Consider the following 17,963-nt stretch of genomic DNA (forward strand, 5'->3'; position numbering starts at 1 on the left):
ATTTATTTCTCCGAGGTCAATTCCATTTTTTGCTACTTCTTTAGCGCTAGGTATATCTTTTAAATGCCCTTTTTCTGCTATTTGTTTTGCCACTTCTTCTAGCGTTGGTAAGTTGTATGTATTTGTAAATACAAAATCTGCCCAGTTGGTTACTTTCTGTATTTTAACCGCTTCAGTAATCATTTTACCGTTTACTGCAAAAGTATAATCACTAGGAATTGTAGTGGTGTTGATTCCCACTTGGTTGGTGTCAAATTGTCCGTAAATTAAAGTTTTGCTTGAGGTATTTGCTATGTGTAATTTATTGTTACCTGTTTCATATCTTCCTGCGAAATATCCTAAAAAAACATTGTTAGAACCAGTGGCATTATATCCAGAATATGTACCTATGAAAGTGTTATTTGAGCCTGTATTATTATACCCAGCTAAAGAACCCACAAAAGAATTAAAAATTCCTGTTGTGTTCTTGTAACCAGTACCATAGCCTATATAGTTATTGTGTTTTCCTGTTGTATTGTGCCTCCCGGCAAAAGCATTTATGAAGTTATTAAATTTCCCTGTTGTATTATTTTGACCTGCGAAATACCCTATGAAATTATTACTTTGACCAGAAGTTGTGTTTGCACCTGCATGATGTCCTATAAAATTGTTCCAATGTCCTCCTGTGAGGTTATTTCCTGAAGCATATCCTAAAAGAAGATTTCCAAATCCTGTACCTGCATGGGTACCATTTCTTCCAACACCTGCATTGGTAGCTATTAAACTTGAGTATCCCCAAGGACTAGAACTGTCTGTACCTACTCTGTTTATCCCATTTACAATAGGAGTTGTCTGTGCTGTAATGTTTATGGAAAACATGATGGCTACTAAAATTAAACTTACTTTTTTCATGATTTTATTTTTTGGTTGTTTTTGTTTTTTAGTTGTGCATTCCTTTCGTGCTTTTTGTTCTCAAAAACATAAATTACACGAGGCAAAGCATGAGTATTAGTGATGTTTAGGTCTTTAGTATGTTCTAACACTTTTCACCAAGCCGATTGGTTAGGCTAAGTTTTGATGTTTTGTGTTTTTATCGTCTTATATGCGGATACTCTTAGTATTTAGAGCTAAAACTATTGATAGGTAATACGTATGAAATTACACAAAAAATTACACAAAAAATAATATTAAGGTATAAAATATACAGATACCTCAAAAAAACTAAAAATGCATTGATGGGGTATTTCCAGGTGTAGCGTCAAAACGGTCTAGAAAACCTCGTGGAATTGTTGTCAAATTAGAAAAGAGAACGCTTGTCTTTTGGAATGTAAAAGAGAGAGTCAACGTCAAGTTAGAGAGGGATGTTGAGGGTTCTTTAAAAAGTAGAAAAATCATAAAACTCACTAAAAAAAACAATATGATTAGGGTTTTTAGTGAGTCAGGTGGTGATTTTTTAGGGTTATTTAGATTGGCTTTTTTTCAATATAAATTCTAGTCTTTCTTCTGGTGAGCCTTTTGGAACGATGATGATGTTAGGGTGTGTTTTTTGATATTCCTCTACAATTTTTTTGTGAATCAAAAGGGATTCTTGATAGGTTTCAAATCGTTCAGCATCGTTTGTATAAATTTGTTCCCAAGGAGGAAAAACAAACACCGTGTCGTAAAGATATTTGTGGTTAGATTGTTTGAAAGTTTCTTCTACTGGGGTATGAATACTGTTGAGGTATGCCGTGATATCTGGCATTCCTCTGTCAAAAAAACAATTTGTTTTGCCATTCTTGTTCGCTTGCTGGTACTGAATGATTCTTTTTCCTAAAATGATTTTGCTAAACAAGATAGGTTGGGATAGAAATAGTTTTTTTGATCCCATTTTTTCGGCCTCCTTGATGATTTCTCTGGAGACTTCTTCCATACAAAAGTGTCCTTTTGAACGAAGTAAATTCAATACTGTAGTCTTCCCTGTACCAGGTGCACCTGTCAGTACTATTTTTTGTGACATATATTTAAAATAAACAGATTACGAGGTCGTAAAAATAAGAAATAATTATAGTTTTGTACCTTGATTATTAAGGAGAACTGCAAGATGACAAAAAAAGAAGTGTTTTATAAAGATTTAAAGGAAAAGTTAGAAAATAATACTATATTTCCTTCAGATTACCTTTACAAATTTATTGTTCCTACAACCAAAAATCAAGAAGAGGAAGTGAAACGTGTTTTTAAGGCCTCAGAGGCGAAGATAAGCGTAAGAGCTTCTAAGACAGGGAAATTTGTAAGCCTATCTATATTGCTAAATGTTAAAAACGCCGATGAGGTGATTCTTAATTATCTTGCAGTAGAAAAAATTGAAGGTTTAATATCGTTATAATTATATTGCTATCATTATGAAAAATCATTTGTTTAGAATTTTAATTCTTTTTGTGTTGACTTCCGCGTCAGCACAAAAAAAGGATAGGGTCTTGTTTGAAATCAACGGGGACCCTACTTATGTGTCAGAATTTACCAAGCTTTTTAATTCAGAAGCAAATTCGTTGAAGGAAAAGAATTTTGAGGAAGATTTGCAGCTGATGGTAGATTATAAGTTAAAATTAAAACAGTCCAAAATTGAAGGGATTGATACCTCTGCGGCAATAAAAAAAGAGTTAAACAAATACAAAAGAGATTTGGCAGCTCCATTTTTAACAGATGAAGAAACTTTAGAGGACTTATTACAGGAGGCCTATTACAGAACACAAAACAAAATAAAAGCAAGCCATATCTTGATTGCCTGCAAAGGAAACGACACCATAGAGGCGTATCAGAAAGTTAAAGATCTTCAGGCTAAAATAGAAGGAGGTTCAGATTTTGGTGCGTTAGCGGTACAGTATTCTGATGATAAAAGTGCGGCAACCAACCAAGGATCCTTGGGTTATTTTACAGCCTTTAGAATGGTTTATCCTTTTGAAGATGCGGCTTATAAAACCCCTGTTGGTGAAGTTTCAAGTCCTGTAAAAACACAATTTGGATACCATTTGATTAAAGTTGAAGACTTGACAGCGTCTGAAGGTAAAGTTAAAGTAGCTCATATCATGATTGCAGGTTTGGAAACAATCAAAAAATCAAAAATAGATAGTGTCTATAATAAATTACAGTTGGGAGAAGATTTTTCTGCCTTGGCGAAACAGTTTTCAGATGATCATGGAAGTAGTACCAAAGGTGGAGTTTTAATACCTTTTGAAAAAGGAAATTTACCGATTGAATTTGAAAATGTTGCTTTTGCCATGTCAGAGCCAGGTTCGTATTCAACACCTTTTAAAACACAATATGGTTGGCACATTATAAAGTTCATACAAAAAGAACCAATACCTCCTTTTGAGACTTTGAAAGAAGAGTTGAAAAAGAAAATTTTGAGGGACGTTAGAGGGAGTAAGCCTAAAAAAGTTGCTTTTGCTAAAATGGAAGCAAAAAATAAGGTAGAAGTAAATATCCTTGCTAAAAAAGTGTTTGAAGACAAAGGGGTAACAAATACACCGTTGGATAGTTTGCAAGATGTTTTATTTACGATCAATGGAAAGCCTTACCGTCAAGCTGGTTTTGCCGAATATTTGAAGAACAGAAGATCAAAAACCCCTCTAGCTTATTTTGAAGCGTATAAAAACGAACAATTGAAAGAATATGTAATCCAACATTTAGAAGATCAAAATCAAGAATACAAAACAATCCTTGAATCGTATCAAAATGGCCTAGAGATTTTTGAATTGATGAAAATTCATGTATGGGATGTGCCAGCTAGAGAGCCAGAATTGGTAGAAGAATTTTATCAGCGTAATTTGGAGCAGTATCAAGAAAATGGGAACAGCTTTGAAGAGGTCAAAGGATATGTAGAAAGTGATTATCAAGACAAAGTACAACAAGAATGGATAAAGACGCTTCGAAATCAATACCAAATTAAATTTAAGAAGCGTCAAGTTAAGAAGCTAAGCAAGTCTTATAAATAATGAAATACTTACTGTTACTTACTGGAATGCTTTTGATGTTGTCTTGCGAAAAGAAGAGGACTGTGTCCAACGATATTGTTGCAAAAGTTTACGACTATTCTTTGACCAAAGAAGAATTAAAAAATAGTATTCCCACAACGAATACTATTGTTGATAGTTTGAAAGTAACCCAAGCGTATATTCAGAAATGGGCCAAGCATAAATTACTGTACAGGAATGCAAAAATTAATCTAGAGAATACAGCAGAGTTAGATAAGCTCGTAGAGGCTTATAGAACAGAGCTCTATGTGAATTATTATAAAAACGCTTTGGTCAATAAAAAATTAGACACCTTAGTTTTTCAGAAAGAAATAGATAGCTTTTACCATAAAAATAAAGAAAGTTTTAGACTCAACGAAACCTTGATCAAGTTTAAATATATTCATGTTGACCCAAGAAATAGAAAAAGGTACAGGATTAGAAAGTTGTTTGTTTCAGGTAACTCTGAGGATGACCTAAAAATAGTGAATGATTTTGAGGGGTTTGATGATTATTATTTAAGAGATACCGTATGGGTTTCTTTAAAAGATGTATATGCAAGAAAACCTACTTTTCCGTATCTATCTGAGCGCGAATTAAGAACCGCAAATAGATTAATCGAGAGGAGAGAAGGAGATCAGAGCATTTATTATATTTACATTAGAGAAGTATTAAAAAGAGGAGATATTGCTCCTTTGGAATATGTAGAGCCAACCATTAAAAACATACTCCAGCAAAAGAACAAATTAAAATTCTTTGATCAAATGGAACAAATTTTGATTGACGATGCCATAAAACAAAACAAATATGAAGTTCGATAGAATACACCAAGCCTTATGGATATGTCTTTTGGGGTTTTATTCCATGAATGCCCAAGAGAAGATTAAAATTGATGGGGTTGCTGCGGTCGTAGGGGAAAATATAATTTTAGATTCCGACATTGTTAAATTTAAGCAAGAATTGGCTTCCAGGTCAGATGAGGTTATAGACATCACAGATTGTGAAATCATGGAGGATGTAATGAATCAAAAACTACTTGCACATCATGGTGTTATTGATAGTGTATTGGTTTCCGAAGCTGAGATTGCTATGGGGGTTGAGCGTACCATAGAACATTTTAAGTCACAAATTGGAGATGTAGACAAAGTTGTAGATCTATATGGTTTTGATGATTTAGAGGATTTGAGGGCTGAATTGTCTAGGATTCAAAGAGAAAATGCTCTTATTGCTAAAGAGAGAGAAAATATTGTCGCAGATGTAGTTGTTACCCCTGAGGAGATTAGATACTTTTATCAAGATTTAAAAGAAAAAGGAAAATTGCCAAACTACGGGGTAGAAGTTGAATTGTCTCAAATTACTATAAAAGCTGAGCCAACTGAGGAGGCGATTCAAGAGACAATAGAAAAATTAGAAAAAATCAAAGATGACGTTGAAGACGGCTTTAGCATGAGGTTAAAGGCCATACTGTATTCAGAAGATCCGTCGGTCGCACAAAATGGAGGAATGTTCACAATCACTAGAGAAAGTGGTTTTGTGAAGGAGTTTAAAGAGGCTGCATTTAGCATCGAAGCACAAGAAGTTTCAGAACCTTTTAAAACCCAATTTGGATACCATATTTTACAAGTTGAAAAAATAAAAGGTCAGCAAAGGGATGTAAGACATGTTTTGATCAAGCCAAGAATTGATGAAGATAAGCTGGCTGCAGCAAAATCAAAGTTGTCTTCCATAAGAGCTGATATCATTGCTAATGATATTTCTTTTGAAGAAGCTGTTGAAACCTATTCTGATGATGAAGCAACAAGGTTGAACAAAGGTACTTTGGTTAATACCTATACCAATGATACCAAATTTGAATTGAATAAAATGGATCCGGATTTATTCGCTAAGGTTGATGGGTTAGACATAGGTGAGCTAACCGCTGTCTCTTTTGAAGAAACAAGGGAAGGCGAAAAATTTTACAAAATAATCCTTGTAAAAAATAAAATTGAGGCTCACGAAGCTGATCTTTCAAGAGATTATGTAAAGTTCCAACAGTTGGCCTTACAGAAAAAGAAGCAGGAAACCTTAGAAGAATGGTATGTAGAGAAAATAAAGGATACCTACGTGAAATTAAATGGGTCTACACAGGATTGTAATTTTAAATACAATTGGATTCACTAAACAAAAAAAGCTTTGAACAGAATCAAGGCTTTTTTTGTTTAGACAACAGTTGCATGTTGATGAAATGTTTAGAAGTGAATAATGTGTTCACAAAAAAATAAATACATAGGTGAGTAAGCAATCATTAAGAATTGATTATTAGAGTTTTAAAACAAAATTATATTTAAAAATCAATCTTATTTTAAAGCAATCCTAATTAGAACAAAAGAGATGGTCACAACAATACCTGCAATGAAAACTTTAATAGCTGTATTTTTGTAATGTATTTTGTGGCGGTTGATGTCTTTTCTATAACTCCATACCATGGCAGTTGTAAATGATATGATAAAAAATAAAGCGAAGTAAATCTGACCTGTTGAAAACATAATATTTAATTTTCGTCAAAATTAATAAACAAATGAAGAATAAAATCAAAGCAGTCCAAGAATTTCACACAGTTTACAAATTAGGTTATAAAAATAGTCCCACTGCACAAATTGGGACAGACAAGATTCAACTTAGGTTTGATCTGATGGATGAAGAAAATAAAGAATACCTAGCAGCAGCAAAAGAAGGAGATTTGATTGAAGTAGCAGATGCTCTAGGAGATATGTTGTATATTTTGTGTGGTACTATCATAGAGCATGGAATGCAACATAAAATAGAAGATGTTTTCAATGAAATTCAGCGTAGTAATATGAGTAAATTAGGGGAAGACGGCAAGCCTTTGTACAGAGGAGATGGAAAAGTGCTCAAAGGCCCAAATTATTTTAAACCAAACATAGAGAAGATATTAAAGAGCTAAAAAATGCTCGTATCAACCACAAACAAAAATATATATTGTGATAGAATCAACCACAAATCAACAACTACCCAAAGAGTGGGTGAGTTGGAACGAAAACAAAAAGCACTCTTACAAAAATTTAATTACAATAAATAAGGAAGAAGATATCATACAGGCAGTTGTAAACAATTCCAGTGTGCGTGTTTTTGGAAATCGATTCTCATCAGCTGATATAAATGCAGGAACTCCAACTTTAATTGATATTACAAACTATGATAAAATAGTAAGTATAGATAAAGAAAATAAAGAGATTACAGTACAGGCCGGTGCTAGTCTTGAATCAGTTATTGATACAGTCCAAGCTTGTGGATGGTGTATTCCTTGTTTGCCAGACATCAATAAAATAACCATAGGAGGTGCATTAGCAACCGCAACCCATGGTACTAACGGATTTATTCTATCCAAGTATGTAACCAAGTTTAGATTGGTCATGGCAGATGGAAGTGTTCAGGAATTTACAGACCAAGATTCAGAAATCGATGCGATTCGTGTATCATTAGGTTTGCTTGGCGTTTATTCTGAAATCACCTTTAAATGTGAAGACAATTACCGATTGCATATCAAGGAAGCTCCTATGACTGATGCCTATTGGACTGCTAACCTCGATGGTTTTTTACAAACCTATGACTTTGTAAGAATTTTATGGTTACCTCATACAAATCACGGTTATGTCATTTTAGGAAACAAAGTTGATGAAGACTTTACGTTTAAACCAAAGTCAGCACCCAAGTATTATAGAAATAGGAGGACAGTTTCAAAAAAACTATATAAGTACACTCACAAATATCCAAGCTTTACCTCAATAGCAAATAAGATCTTGTATTTTTTATTCTTTACTGCAAAGCAAGAACATGCGGGTAGCTTGTACGATGCAACAGTTACCAAGAAGAGAGGGGCAACAATGGAATTAGCAGAATGGACTGTTGGATATTCTAAGTTTCAGGATTTGTTCAAAGAGCTGAAAACCATGTTGGAAGATAAGACCAATAAAGCTTATGTACACGTGCCCATGGATGTTCGTTTTCTAAAGCAAGATGATGCATGGTTGAGTTATGCAGCTGATGAAGATGTGGTTACGGTAGGATGTGTATGTAGAGACTCACCAAAGGCAGACCAATACCAAGCTTTTGAGAAAGTTGAAGAAATATTTTTGAAGTATGGAGGGAAGCCTCACTGGGGAAAACGCTTCAAAGCCGAGTACAATGATTTTGATAAAATCTATAAAAAATGGGGTGATTTTGAGAGTTTGAGAACCAAATTAGACCCAACAAATAAGTTCTTAAACAGCTATTTGTCCAAGTTATTTTTAAAAAAATAATTGTAAAACAAAAAAATGAAAAAATTACCATTTCCAAAAGCTGTGTTGTTTGATTTTGATGGTGTCATTGTGGATAGTAAAAAGTGTCATATGTCTGCTTGGACCTCCGCTTTTGAAGAATTATTCAACAAAGAAATTTGTGATTTCCCAGAAGCCACTCATGCAGGAAAAGCACCTTACCAGATTGCAGACTATTTTGCTGATTTTGGTGGAGATGTAACAAAAGGCGGAGAGTTAAATGTACTTAAACAAACTCATTTGTTAGAAACAATTACCCCTCCTGATTTATTACCTGGAGTGAATGAAATCCAGCAATTTTTAGCTAAAAACAATATACCTCATGGAATTGCAAGCAATGCATACACTGCCTTTGTTGAAAATTCTGTGAGGCAGACAGCTATAGATTTTAAAGTTTGTATGGGTATTGATTTGTTTGAAAAACCAAAACCGAGTCCAATCCCTTATTTGACACTAGCAAAACACCTTGGAATAAAAGCACAAGATTTTGAGAAGACGTTAATATTTGAGGACAGTTTGACCGGGATTAGAGCAGCAGCTGCTACTGGAATGTTAGCAATCGGTTTGACTACTCAGTATACGGAAGAAGAATTAATAGCTAACGGTGCAGTAAAAGTTTACCCAACTTTATTAGAAGCCTACCAAGAGATTGTATCTTTGTAGTCTATGACTAGACATTATCACGTATTAATTGTTGGAGGGGGAGCTGCTGGTTTCTTTGCCGCGATTAATATCAAAGAGAAAAACAGAGACCTTTCAGTTTGTATATTAGAAAAAGGGAAAGAGGTTTTACAAAAGGTAAAAATTTCTGGTGGAGGTCGTTGTAACCTTACTCATGCTTGTTTTGATCCTAGGGAGTTGACTCAGTTTTATCCCAGAGGGAAAAGAGAATTGTTGGGCCCTTTTCATCAGTTCATGACAGGGGATACGATGGAGTGGTTTGAAAGCCGAGGAGTACCCTTGAAAATAGAGCGTGACAATCGAGTTTTTCCAAAGTCAAACCAATCAAAATCAATTGTTGACTGCTTGTTGAATTCGGCAGATCTTTTAGGAGTTGATGTCAATAAAAGTGAAGGCGTTTCGGACTTTCATAAATTAGAGAATGGCTTATGGGAAATCGTAACCAGTCAGCACAAATATACATGTGACAAACTTATTGTTACCGCAGGAAGTAGTAAGTTGATCTGGAAATTATTAGTCGATATGGGGCATAAAGTAATTGCTCCAGTGCCCTCCTTATTTACCTTTAACATTAAGGATCCATTACTTGAAGAACTCCCAGGAGTTGCTGTTCAAAACGTAGAGGTACATGTCAAAGACACAAAGCTAAAAAGTACGGGTCCGTTGTTAATTACCCATTGGGGGATTAGTGGTCCCGCGGTCCTTAAATTATCTGCATTTGGAGCAATTTTATTAGCAGATAAAGAATATCAATATCAAGTTGTTGTGAATTGGTTAAGTTGTAACAAGCAACAGGCATTAGAAGTTTTGTTTAACGCTAAAAAAACAGATGCAAAATCAATAGTGGAAAAACGAAGCCCTTTTGGGTCTATTAGTAAACGTTTGTGGTCTAGGTTTTTAAGCGTTTGTGATGTCAATAGCCAAATCAAATGGGCAGATGTTTCTAACAAAGAATTAGAGTTAATCGCAGAAAAATTAACTGCAACTGTTTTTCATGCGCAAGGAAAAAGTACATTTAAAGATGAATTTGTAACTGCAGGTGGTGTTGATTTGAAAGAAATAAATTTTAAAAGATTTGAGAGTAAATCTCACGAAAATTTATTTTTTGCAGGAGAAATTTTAAACATTGATGCTGTCACGGGAGGGTTTAATTTTCAAAATGCCTGGACTGGGGGATGGATTATTTCTGAAGCTATTGCCACATGATCTTATGGTAAGTATAGCTCTCCTCGATGAGGTTTTAGAGCGTCTCGATATGTTTTCATATCAGCTTCATCAATTACAATATACGCTATAGACCACATTTCATTTATTTCTTCATGGTTGATCAAATGATACTTTAGTTGTTCTGCCTCAGCAAATTCCTTTAAATGGATGCAATGGTGTTTGGATGTTCCTAAACCTGTCGGTCCTCTAAAATCCCATATCAATTTTAATTTTTTCATGACACAAATATAGCGATTATGCAAAACTTAAGAGATAGGATTTGGTCTATAAAAAGCAAAATTAAATTTTCACATATCAACAATATAACTTAGGTTTATACTTACAAAAAATAGAGATCTGTAATGGAGCAAAAATTTATTCCCAAATCTTTAGTGGCTAGCCAAGAATCAGGAAAAGTGACTTGGCAGTCCCCAAGTAATATCGCCTTAGTGAAATATTGGGGTAAAAAAAATCCTCAATTACCCGAAAACACCTCTATTAGCTTTACGCTTTCTAATTGTCATACCACCACTACTTTAACCTACCGCAAAAGAAAAGAAATTGGACCTACTTTCGATTTCGAAGTATTTTTAGAAGGTAAAGTACAAGAAGATTTTAAACCTAAAATCCAAACATTTTTCGAAAGAGTAGAAAGATACCTTCCTTTTTTAAGAGACTATTCTTTTATGATAGAGACAGAAAATTCTTTTCCCCATAGTAGTGGGATTGCATCTTCTGCGAGTGGAATGAGTGCCATTGCTTTGTGTTTGATGAGTATCGAGAAAGAAATGAATAATGATTTATCTGAAGAATATTTTTATCAAAAAGCCTCGTTCTTGTCTCGTTTGGGTTCGGGAAGTGCCTGTAGAAGTGTAAAAGGAAATTTGGTGGTTTGGGGTGCTCATCAAAATATTGAGAACAGTTCAGATTTTTACGGAGTTCCTTATTTAGGCAAGGTTGCCCCGTTTTTTGAAAACTACCAGGACACGATTTTATTAATAGATAAAGGGGAAAAACAAGTAAGTAGTACTGTAGGTCACAACTTAATGCACGGACATCCTTTTGCAGCTCAACGTTTTGAGCAAGCACAAGAAAACATTGATAGAATAAAAGGGATATTCGAAAGATCTGATATTGATCAATTCATTGCCTTGGTGGAAAGCGAAGCATTGACTTTGCATGCCATGATGATGACGAGTCAGCCCTATTTTATTTTAATGAAATCTAATACTTTAGAGGTGATTAATAGAGTTTGGGAGTACCGAAGATCAACAGGAAGTAAGTTGTGTTTTACATTAGATGCTGGGGCAAATGTTCATTTACTTTACCCAGAGCACGAAAAAGAAACTGTCCGCACATTTATAAGTTCTAAGTTGGCTAGCTATTGCAAAGATAAATCGTTTATACATGATTGTGTTGGGCCTGGGGCTAAACAGTTATAAGTTAGGGATTAAAACAAATAATCCGTACATTTGAAAATTGTTTGATATTTCTTAGGATGAAAAGAGGACCTTTATTTTACGCTAAAATTTTACTTTTTGGAGAATATGGAATTATTAAAGATTCCAAAGGTTTGGCTATTCCTTACAATTCCTACAAGGGAGCATTTAAGATCGCTAATGTTTTAGAAGGAAAACAGTTGAGTTCCAATCAAAATTTGGTCAAGTACTTTCATTACCTCAAGCAATTAGATTCAGACTTGGTTTCTTTTGATTTAGATCAATTAGAGTTAGATTTAGAAAATGGAATGTACTTTGAATCTAGTATTCCTCAAGGATATGGTGTTGGTAGCTCTGGAGCTATCGTAGCGGCTATTTATGATCAATATGCTGAAGATAAAACTACTGTTTTAGAAAACCTAACAAAAGAAAAGCTTCTCAAATTAAAAACTGTTTTTGGACTGATGGAATCTTTTTTCCACGGGACGAGTTCTGGGTTAGATCCCTTGAATAGTTATCTGAGTTTGCCTATACTCATTCAGTCAAAAGATGATGTTGAGTCTGTAGGAATTCCTTATCAACAAAATGGAAAAGGAGCTGTATTCTTATTAGATTCCAAAATGATTGGAGAGACGGAACCTATGGTTAATCTTTTTATGGATAAGATGAAGAATGAAGGCTTTAGAAAAATGATTCGTGAAGAATTTGTGATTTATACCGATGCTTGTGTAGATAACTTTTTGCACGGAGATGCCAAATCATTGTTTGGAAATGTAAAAAAATTATCTAAGGTTGTGTTAGAAAACTTCAAACCTATGATTCCTAAGCAATTCCATTCTTTATGGAAAAAAGGAATTGACTCTAATGCTTATTATTTAAAACTTTGTGGATCTGGAGGAGGAGGTTATATACTAGGATTTGCTGCAGATTTTGAAATAGCAAAAATGGCTCTGTCAGATCATGACTTAGAGCTAGTGTATAGGTTCTAAATTAAAACGTTAAACATGGAAAAGGGAACTACAAAAAAACACAAGTTTTTAGCGTTGTTTTCTGTTCTGAGAGGCTACAACATATTACTGTTAGCTATTGCTCAGTATCTCGCTGCTATTTTTGTCTTTACTGTAGATCAAACACTGAAGGAGTTGTTCTTTGATTGGCACCTTCACCTTGTTGTTTTGTCTTCGGTTAGTGTTGTTTCAGCGGGCTATATCATCAACGATTTTTATGATATTTCTATAGACGCCATCAATAGGCCTGTCAAAACACAAATAGGAAATTGGTTAAGTCAAACAACCAGGTTGAAGGTCTATTTTACACTCAACGCGCTTGCTGTTTTTCTTTCGATGTCTATTTCTTGGAGAGCAGCTCTTTTCTTTTCGGGTTATATTTTTTTGATATGGTTTTATTCTCACAAACTTCAAAAGTATCCGTTGGTTAGAATTATCTCTATAACCGTACTATCAGTTTTTCCTTTTTTTGCTGTTTTTGTGTATTACGAAAACGTGTCGGAATTGATTATCATTCATGGGTTTTATTTGTCTTTGTTGATCTTGATAAAAGAATTGATTAAAGATTTTAAAAGAGCTAAGGGCGCGGTATTGACCAATACTGATACCATGGTTTCAAAGTATGGTGAATATAGAATAAAAATATATCTCTATATTTTATTGGTTCTAGTGGTGATTCCTACCTGTTTTTTATTACAGTTCCCTGAGATTGGTCAGATGAGGTACTACTTTTATGCCAGTATCATATGGATTCCTCTTTTTTTTATTTGCTTGTACAAAGCAAGACAAGTCAAACATTATTTTCTGCTCCACAATTTATTAAGATTTATATTGGTCATAGGGGTGTTTAGTTTTGCACTTGTAGATACTTCCGTACTACTAATCAGGATTTTGAATCGATATTAAATGAAATTGTAATATAGTATTATATTAAAGATTGTTTCGTAGTTTTGCCATTCAAAATGAACACAATGAATACAAATAAAAACTCGTCGGGAAGACGACAACAGGGTCATGGAAGTAAGGCGAAAGCCTCTGCTCATTTGAATCCAAATAGCAAACGCTTTACAAATAGATCGGATAGCCCTAGCAAAGATGAGGCAACTCAAAAAAAGCATAGTGCTAAACCTTATACTAAGTCCAAAACTTTTAAACAAAAAGCAGAAAATGCTCCAAAGAATAAAGTTGTCACTACTGCTTCTTCACAAAAAGGGATTCGTTTGAACAAATATATTTCTAATGCTGGGATTTGTTCTCGAAGAGATGCAGATCTGTATATTGAAACTGGGAGTGCCGCTGTAAACGGTAAAATCATTACAGAAATGGGGTATAGGGTACAACCCACTGATGAGGTAAGATTTGACAATGTATTGATCAATCCAGAAACAAAAAGGTATGTTTTACTGAACAAACCAAAAAATTACATCACTACCATGGATGATGAACGAGGTAGGAAAACAGTAATGGAAATAGTAGATAAAGCTTGTAAGGAACGTATTTATCCAGTAGGTAGGTTAGATAGAGATACCACCGGATTATTGTTGTTTACAAATGATGGTGAGTTGGCTAAAAAATTAACCCACCCCAAACACAACAAAAGAAAGTTGTATCATGCTACGCTAGACAAAAAAGTTTCCCTAAAAGATTTACAGTCTATTGCTCAAGGCCCTATGATTGATGACAAAAAAGTTTTTGTGGATGATGTTGCTTACGTTCAAGGACAATCTAAGAATGAAGTAGGGATTGAAATCCACTCAGGTCGTAACAGAATTGTGCGTAAAATATTTGCGAACTATGGTTATACCGTGGTTAAACTAGATCGTGTTATTTTTGCCGGGTTGACAAAAAAAGATTTGCCAAGAGGTCATTACAGACATTTGACAGAACAAGAGATAATCAACTTAAATAACGCTTAAAAAAAGCAAAGGTCACCCTCACAAAAAAACCTAAACATTGTTTAGGTTTTTTTTTGTGATATTTAAGAATCGAAAGAAAAAGTTTTCATATTGTTCTCAAACAAAGGCATCAACATTTTTTTGTTTTTTTTATTAGCGATTGCATTGATCAATCGTACATGATTTTTGTGGTGAACATCGGTCCCTACAAAAGTATACATTCCTTTTTTTAGTAAATCGTAAGCTGTTTTGGTAACTTGTTTTCCATACTGTTTAGCAATTAAAGATAGTAAGTTGAGTTGAAACAAGCAGCCAGCCTCAATTAATTTGGCATATTGATCGGTATTGTGATAAAAACTATATCTTTCAGGATGAGCCAAAATTGGAGTGTATCCTTTTATTTGAATTTGAAATAAAATGTCATCCAAATTAAAAGGTGGATTGAAATATGACATTTCTACCAAAATGTATTTTTCCTTTAACACCAGTATATCATCTTGCCCTAAAAGTTTACTAAAGTGCTCATCTAGCATATATTCTGCAGCGGCATGTATCTGAATATCATGATGACCTTTTTCAATGAGCGCTGTTTTTAATTCTTTCTCTTTTTCTTTAATGGTTAGCGAACTGTTTTCCCATACACTACCAAGCACATGTGGTGTTGTTCTAAAGTTTTGTATCCCACGCTTGAACATTTTTTCAATTAGTTCTACTGAATTTTCTATGCTTTTAGCGCCGTCATCTATTCCTGGTAATAAATGGGAATGTATATCAACAAACCCTTCGGGGAATAGTTCCTTAACATCAATTTTCTTATTAAATATACCCATGAATACATCATTATTAGTAATACCGAAGTTAAGTAAATTAATAAATACGGACATATAATAAGTGTTTTATTGTAGATTAAAAATCTAAATAAAACAGAATGATAATCAGGAGAACTTACTATATTTGCTTTTAGCCAAAATTTATACTGATGGAATACTTGGATTTTGAATTACCAATTAAAGAATTAGAAGAACAACTAGAAAAATGTGCCAAAATTGGTGCAGAAAGCGAAGTTGATGTGACTAAAACTTGCAAAGAGATTGAGAAGAAAATATTCAATCTTAAAAAAGATATCTATGGAAACTTAAGCCCTTGGCAACAAGTACAAATGTCTAGGCATCCCAATAGACCCTACACTCTAGATTATATAGAAGCATTGGCCGGAGATACTTTTATGGAACTTCACGGTGATAGAACTGTAAAGGATGATAAAGCTATTGTCGGAGGTTTAGGGAAAATAGGAGACCAGAGTATTATGTTTATTGGTCAACAAAAAGGAATCAATACCAAGATGCGACAGTATAGAAATTTCGGTATGGCAAATCCGGAGGGATATAGAAAGGCCTTGCGTTTGATGCGTATGGCAGAGAAATTTGGAATACCTGTCGTTACTTTTGTAGATACTCCTGGAGCTTATCCTGGGCTAGAAGCTGAAGAAAGAGGACAAGGGGAAGCAATAGCACGTAATATATTTGAAATGTGTGTGTTAAAAACACCTATTATTACGATAATCATTGGAGAAGGAGCTTCTGGAGGAGCCTTGGGAATAGGTGTAGGAGACAGAGTGTTGATGATGGAAAACTCATGGTATTCTGTAATTTCACCTGAAAACTGTTCTTCTATATTATGGCGTTCATGGGAGTTTAAAGAAAAGGCTGCTGCAGCATTAAAATTAACTTCAAAAGATATGGATACTTTAAAGTTAGTAGATGGAGTGATTCCTGAGCCATTAGGAGGTGCACATTCTGATAGAGAAACTACTTATGTTACGGTTGAAAAAACCATTATTAAATTGTTGTCAGAATTGCGAAAAAAGAAAGTTGATGCTATGGTTAATGAACGTATTGAAAAATATGCCAATATGGGTGTGTATCAAGAATAGTTCAATACCATTTTTAGTAATCTTAATACAAAAAAATCCCGAGGCATAACTCGGGATTTTTACTTTTTTAGATGTTGTCGCTTAGCTAAAATCCTGATTATAAAATCCACCTTTGTTTTCCTTTCGCTCCGTTGATGCTTTGATGATCAGATAAGCATTGGTAATCATATTTCTCAATTCACAAATAGGAACAGAAAGTTTTGCCTTTTTGTATAGTTCTTTGTTTTCTTGATACAAAATTTCAAGGCGGCTAGCTGCTCTTTTCAATCTAATGTCAGAGCGAACAATCCCTACATAATTACTCATAATCGTCTGTATGTCCTTTCTAGTGTGAGTAATTAGAATTTTTTCTTCGTTCAAAGAAGTGTCGGTATCGTCCCAATCTGGAATGTCTTTTCTGAAAGACAAACGGTCAAATTTTGAAATGATGTGTTCATAGCTTTTATGTGCATAAACAATAGCTTCGATCAATGAATTTGAAGCAAGTCTGTTTGCTCCGTGTAACCCTGTTCTAGAACATTCTCCGCAAGCATATAGGTTTTTAATTGTAGTTTGCCCGTTGATGTCTACCACGACACCTCCACAGATATAATGTGCGGCGGGTGTTACAGGGATAAAATCTTTATGAACATCGATTCCTATTGATTTACATTTTTTGGTAATGTTAGGGAAATGGTTTACAAAATGGTCTTTGTCAATTTTGCTACAATCTAAGTATATAAAGTCCTCACCAGTAAGTTTTAGTTCAGTATCAATAGCTCTTGCCACAACATCTCGAGGGGCTAATTCTAATCTTTCATCATATTTTTCCATGAAACGTTCCCCATGAATGTTTCGTAATATTGCACCTTCACCTCTTACAGCTTCTGTAATTAGAAACGCAGGAGATTGGGCTGGCTCTTGGTGGAGGGCAGTAGGGTGAAACTGAATAAATTCAATATCCTCTACTTTTGCTTTGGCTCTGTAGGCCATTGCTATACCATCACCAGTAGCAATTTTGGGATTGGTAGTCGTTCTGTATACTTGTCCGCTTCCTCCGGCAGCAAGTAGTGTTGTTTTGGCTTGGACTGTTTTTATTTCTTGAGTTTTTTCATCTAAGATATAAGCGCCATAACAAGTGATTTCATCTCTATGAGTGACAGTTTTCTCATGACCCTGTGCTCTCAAAATATGATGGTTTGTAATGAAATCAATAGTAAAATGATTCTCGAGTAAAGTAATGTTCTCTGCTTTTTCTACAGATGCTAATAACGCACGAGCAATTTCATGACCTGTGATATCTTTATGATGTAAAATTCTATTTTGAGAGTGTCCTCCTTCTCGCCCTAGGCTGAAGTCTCCCTGTGAAGTTTTGTCAAATTCAGTTCCCCATGCGATCAATTCTTTTAATCTCTTAGGTGCTTCTTCGACAACCATTCTTACTACAGATGGATCACACAGTCCATCACCAGCGGTCAATGTATCTTGAATATGCTGTTCAAAAGAATCTATGTCTGTATTCACAACTGTGGC

General features: G+C 34.5%; 17 protein-coding genes and 1 pseudogene. 13 read left to right on the forward strand and 5 right to left on the reverse strand.

All coding sequences use genetic code 11. The annotated features are described in order from the left end of the window. Positions 1-891: pseudogene (locus ABF281_RS07955) on the reverse strand (hypothetical protein); the annotation flags it as partial. Between the two features lie 547 nt (positions 892-1,438). Further along, positions 1,439-1,978 carry an ATP-binding protein gene (locus ABF281_RS07960; RefSeq protein WP_347181145.1) on the reverse strand — a complete coding sequence of 180 codons (540 nt, stop codon included), beginning with the start codon at positions 1,976-1,978 and terminating at the stop codon, positions 1,439-1,441. A gap of 84 nt (positions 1,979-2,062) precedes the next feature. On the opposite strand from ABF281_RS07960, the gene ABF281_RS07965 reads away from it, so the two are divergent. From ABF281_RS07965 to ABF281_RS08000, 8 genes are all read left to right on the forward strand, one after another. Next, entirely contained in the window at positions 2,063-2,344 is a 282-nt protein-coding gene (locus ABF281_RS07965; RefSeq protein WP_347181146.1) for a DUF493 family protein, read from the forward strand. A 16-nt stretch (positions 2,345-2,360) separates the two neighbouring features. After that, positions 2,361-3,953: a peptidylprolyl isomerase gene (locus tag ABF281_RS07970; RefSeq protein ID WP_347181147.1), complete on the forward strand. Its 1,593-nt coding sequence runs from the start codon at positions 2,361-2,363 to the stop codon at positions 3,951-3,953. Further along, positions 3,953-4,792 (forward strand): hypothetical protein, encoded by an 840-nt coding sequence (locus tag ABF281_RS07975; RefSeq protein WP_347181148.1) that lies wholly within the window; start codon positions 3,953-3,955, stop codon positions 4,790-4,792. Before ABF281_RS07970 ends, ABF281_RS07975 begins: the two co-directional genes overlap by 1 nt. Further along, positions 4,779-6,131, forward strand: coding sequence for a peptidylprolyl isomerase (locus tag ABF281_RS07980; RefSeq protein WP_347181149.1), 1,353 nt, complete (start codon positions 4,779-4,781; stop codon positions 6,129-6,131). Before ABF281_RS07975 ends, ABF281_RS07980 begins: the two co-directional genes overlap by 14 nt. Positions 6,132-6,528: 397 nt before the next feature. Continuing rightward, entirely contained in the window at positions 6,529-6,915 is a 387-nt protein-coding gene (locus tag ABF281_RS07985; RefSeq protein ID WP_347181150.1) for a nucleoside triphosphate pyrophosphohydrolase family protein, read from the forward strand. A 37-nt stretch (positions 6,916-6,952) separates the two neighbouring features. Continuing rightward, positions 6,953-8,272 (forward strand): D-arabinono-1,4-lactone oxidase, encoded by a 1,320-nt coding sequence (locus tag ABF281_RS07990; protein ID WP_347181151.1) that lies wholly within the window; start codon positions 6,953-6,955, stop codon positions 8,270-8,272. A gap of 15 nt (positions 8,273-8,287) precedes the next feature. Then, the gene (locus ABF281_RS07995; RefSeq protein WP_347181152.1) at positions 8,288-8,953 is read left to right on the forward strand and encodes an HAD family phosphatase; all 666 of its coding nucleotides are present in this window, start codon (positions 8,288-8,290) and stop codon (positions 8,951-8,953) included. A 3-nt stretch (positions 8,954-8,956) separates the two neighbouring features. Further along, positions 8,957-10,177 (forward strand): NAD(P)/FAD-dependent oxidoreductase, encoded by a 1,221-nt coding sequence (locus tag ABF281_RS08000; RefSeq protein ID WP_347181153.1) that lies wholly within the window; start codon positions 8,957-8,959, stop codon positions 10,175-10,177. Between the two features lie 2 nt (positions 10,178-10,179). Here the strand turns inward: ABF281_RS08000 and ABF281_RS08005 are convergent, their stop codons facing one another. Further along, positions 10,180-10,416 carry a hypothetical protein gene (locus tag ABF281_RS08005; protein WP_347181154.1) on the reverse strand — a complete coding sequence of 79 codons (237 nt, stop codon included), beginning with the start codon at positions 10,414-10,416 and terminating at the stop codon, positions 10,180-10,182. A 123-nt stretch (positions 10,417-10,539) separates the two neighbouring features. Between ABF281_RS08005 and ABF281_RS08010 the strand changes: the two genes are divergently transcribed. From ABF281_RS08010 to ABF281_RS08025, 4 genes are all read left to right on the forward strand, one after another. Continuing rightward, positions 10,540-11,619, forward strand: a complete 1,080-nt coding sequence (locus ABF281_RS08010; protein WP_347181155.1) for a diphosphomevalonate decarboxylase — start codon at positions 10,540-10,542, stop codon at positions 11,617-11,619. Between the two features lie 56 nt (positions 11,620-11,675). Continuing rightward, positions 11,676-12,605, forward strand: a complete 930-nt coding sequence (locus tag ABF281_RS08015; protein WP_347181156.1) for a mevalonate kinase — start codon at positions 11,676-11,678, stop codon at positions 12,603-12,605. Between the two features lie 15 nt (positions 12,606-12,620). Further along, positions 12,621-13,529, forward strand: coding sequence for a geranylgeranylglycerol-phosphate geranylgeranyltransferase (locus tag ABF281_RS08020; RefSeq protein ID WP_347181157.1), 909 nt, complete (start codon positions 12,621-12,623; stop codon positions 13,527-13,529). Positions 13,530-13,594: 65 nt separating this feature from the next. After that, entirely contained in the window at positions 13,595-14,539 is a 945-nt protein-coding gene (locus tag ABF281_RS08025; protein ID WP_347181158.1) for a pseudouridine synthase, read from the forward strand. A gap of 62 nt (positions 14,540-14,601) precedes the next feature. Here the strand turns inward: ABF281_RS08025 and ABF281_RS08030 are convergent, their stop codons facing one another. Beyond that, complete coding sequence (locus ABF281_RS08030; protein ID WP_347181159.1) at positions 14,602-15,402, reverse strand: CpsB/CapC family capsule biosynthesis tyrosine phosphatase; 801 nt, start codon at positions 15,400-15,402, stop codon at positions 14,602-14,604. Between the two features lie 95 nt (positions 15,403-15,497). On the opposite strand from ABF281_RS08030, the gene ABF281_RS08035 reads away from it, so the two are divergent. Then, a complete protein-coding gene (locus tag ABF281_RS08035; RefSeq protein ID WP_347181160.1) occupies positions 15,498-16,451 on the forward strand; it encodes an acetyl-CoA carboxylase carboxyltransferase subunit alpha in 954 nt (317 codons plus the stop codon). Between the two features lie 81 nt (positions 16,452-16,532). Here the strand turns inward: ABF281_RS08035 and nadB are convergent. After that, positions 16,533-17,963 (reverse strand): L-aspartate oxidase (gene nadB / locus ABF281_RS08040; RefSeq protein WP_347181161.1); only part of this gene is annotated, 1,431 nt, incomplete at its 5' end.

The sequence above is a fragment of the Wenyingzhuangia sp. genome (genome assembly GCF_039768515.1).
Taxonomy (GTDB): Bacteria; Bacteroidota; Bacteroidia; order Flavobacteriales; family Flavobacteriaceae; genus Wenyingzhuangia.